Source organism: Corynebacterium sp. MSK218 (genome assembly GCF_030232655.1).
Lineage (GTDB): Bacteria > Actinomycetota > Actinomycetes > Mycobacteriales > Mycobacteriaceae > Corynebacterium.
In genome coordinates, this window is record NZ_JASPGN010000007.1 from 168,773 (window position 1) to 171,795 (window position 3,023).

The window sequence follows — 3,023 nt, forward strand, 5'->3', positions numbered from 1 at the left end:
ACCCGGAGTCTCCTCGCCCTTGTCGTTGACCTCAACAGAAGTCAACTCCTCAAACGCAACCGCAGCCTCAACCGGCTCCGTCACAGACTCATCAACGATGATCTCAACAACAACCTCACCGTCGGCAGCATCCGGAGTAAAGGTCGTCTTACCCTTACCCAGAACAGACTTACCGTCTTCCTTAGAAATCAGCTCAGCGAACAGGGTGTATTCCTTACCCGGAACCAGACCCTCATACGTCACCGTATCGTTAACCTGCGCACCAGCAACAACCTCAGTTGCACCGTTAGCAAAGTCAGCATTCGTCGAAATCTTCGGCTTATCAGACTCCTCACCCGGCTCACGCGGGGTCGTCGACTCAGACGGCTCGCTCGGCTCCGTGGTCTCCGGAGTCGTTTCCTCACCCGGCTTATTCGGGGTCGTCTCCTCACCCGGCTTCGGAACCGTCTGGTTCTCATCGTCGATGTCCTTGTGCTCAGCGATGTGGTTCGGCTTCTCCGAAGTAACACCCGGAGTCTCCTCGCCCTTGTCGTTGACCTCAACAGAAGTCAACTCCTCAAACGCAACCGCAGCCTCAACCGGCTTCTCGGCATTCTTAACCGTGATCTCAACCGTGGTGGAACCGCTACCGCCCTCAGCGGCAACGAAATCAGCAGAACCATCACCCAGAACAGTCTGACCATCCTTGGACATCAACTGCGCATCCAAGTGGTACTTCTTACCAGCAACCAGACCCTCATAGGTCACAGTGTCAATAACAGTCGCACCATTAACAACACGAGACGAACCCTCAGCAAACTCCGCCACAGTCTTAATAGACGGCGTCAAAGTCTCCTTCGAGGTCACAGTCTGAGCCTCATCCTTAAGATCCTTGTGCTCAGCGATCTTGTTCGGAGTCTCAACACCCGGAGTCTCATCACCATCAGCATTAACCTCAACAGAGGTCAACTCCTCAAACGCAACCGCAGCATCAACCGGCTTCTCGGCATTCTTAACCGTGATCTCAACCGTGGTGGAACCGCTACCGCCCTCAGCGGCAACGAAATCAGCAGAACCATCACCCAGAACAGTCTGACCATCCTTGGACATCAACTGCGCATCCAAGTGGTACTTCTTACCAGCAACCAGACCCTCATAGGTCACAGTGTCAATAACAGTCGCACCATTAACAACACGAGACGAACCCTCAGCAAACTCCGCCACAGTCTTAATAGACGGCGTCTGAGGCTCCGGTCGCTCGGAGCTCGATGGCGTCGGCTCTGGGACTACATCGGTGTTTGGAGTAGTAGAAGGCTCCTCAGTTTCCTCGGTCGTCGACTCGTCGGTGGCCTCAGACGGAGTTTCCTTAGAGGTGGTCTCTTCTGTGGTCTCCTCATCGGTCGTCGACGGCTCAGAAGGTTCGGTCGTCTCTTCCGTGGTCGGCTCCTCAGAAGTCGTCTCAGTCTCAGAGCTCTCAGACGGGGTTTCCTCGGGAGTGGTCTCTTCAGTCGTAGACGACTCGGGGGTTTCTTCCGTGCCCGGGTTGTCGCCGCCACCATCCGGCAGACCCGGCTGGTCCGGCGGAATAACGCGCTGCGCGCCCCGAGAAGCGCCACCCTTTGGAAGAACCACGGTGATGTAATAGTTGTCGGGCTGCTTCGGAATGTCAGCGACCTTTACAAACTTCGGGCCAGCGCCCGTTTTGTTCGTCCCAGGGTTCTCTGCGCTTTCAATCTTAAGCCCAGTAAGCTCGGTAAACTCCTCCATGGACCCCTTATAGGCTGGGAAGTTCACGTCACCATCTGGGTTGCTATACCTAGGCTGCTGCTCATTAATCGTGTATGCGGCAGTGGTTCGGTCAATAGGATCTCGACCAACCAATGCCGTCATGTACACAACGTAAGTCGCGGCCTTCGACTTATCTCCATTCCGAAGAGCTTCTTGCCATTTCAATGCAAGACGGATGACTGCGTCACGGTACTCCGGAGCAATGTCAAGCTTTGTGGCGTTATCCTTCGCGTAAAGCGTGGAGACAGAGGTCACGGGGTAGTGCTTCATCGGATCGATACACCAAGCCCACCCCACATTGTTGTTCGGGTTGGCTTTAACTCCGGAAATATTGGGCCCTGCCCATGTCAGGGATCCCCACTCCTTTGCGTTTGTAGTGTTTGGCGCACCGCCCAATTCAAAATCGGGCTTAAAGCTCGTGGGATCTCCTTCGACCGCTTCGGCTTTCATCCAGGGAACGGCAATCATGGCCGCAATTACCGCAATGGCAGTCAGCACTGCGGTAAAGACCATCCACCCCTCTCTGGAGATGTTTCGTAATCTACTCATTGTTTCCTCTTCGGATGTTGCAAACTCTTACGATTTATTCTGCGCAGCGTCCGGATGGATGCTGAGAATATCTGAAATCTTGACGTGGTATTTCCACCCTGACCGGCACAAACACCTTCAGACTCTCGATCAAATCTTAAAGTCCACTCAGCAGAATATCATCAGTCACAGGTCCCTGCAAGATTGATGATCCTTCCATAAATTTCGCTTATAGAGGTGGGGAGGTGGCAAACCTGCAGGTAAAACGGCATGATAACACCAACAAATGATGCCGTTAGCTAGAATGTTCGACATGTTGTTGACGTATCTATATTCTCAGCTTTTAGAAAACCTGATTAAGTTAGAGTTCTCTCGCCTTAGTTTCTCAACTCAGGTTTTCTAAGCTTTAGCAGGGGTTAGTATGTGCAAATTTCAACCAAATATGAACAGTATCGCGGACATTAGGGCGCTGAGTGAACATGAAGCCCAGTAAGAAAGGGGAAAAAGGTTTGTTGAACCTTCAACTTTAACTAGAACGCCCGTTCCCTTAGTTTTGCCAGCTTCCCCACCCCATGCAGCCCATGAGATAGACAAAAGCGGCCGCGCATACCGCGCAACCGCTTAAAAGATTCCTGCACGCACTTACACTTAAGGGGCTCTTCCGGTTTCGGGGTGCGTAGCGGGGTGAAGTAGAACACGATGGGTTCAGCGGGTCACCACAACATATA

At 52.8% G+C, this 3,023-nt stretch carries 1 protein-coding gene; it reads right to left on the reverse strand.

Translation table 11 applies throughout. The features are described 5' to 3' along the window. Positions 1 to 2,316: VaFE repeat-containing surface-anchored protein (locus QP922_RS07705; RefSeq protein WP_284808715.1), on the reverse strand; the 2,316-nt coding region annotated here is incomplete at its 3' end. Positions 2,317 to 3,023 lie beyond the last annotated feature (707 nt).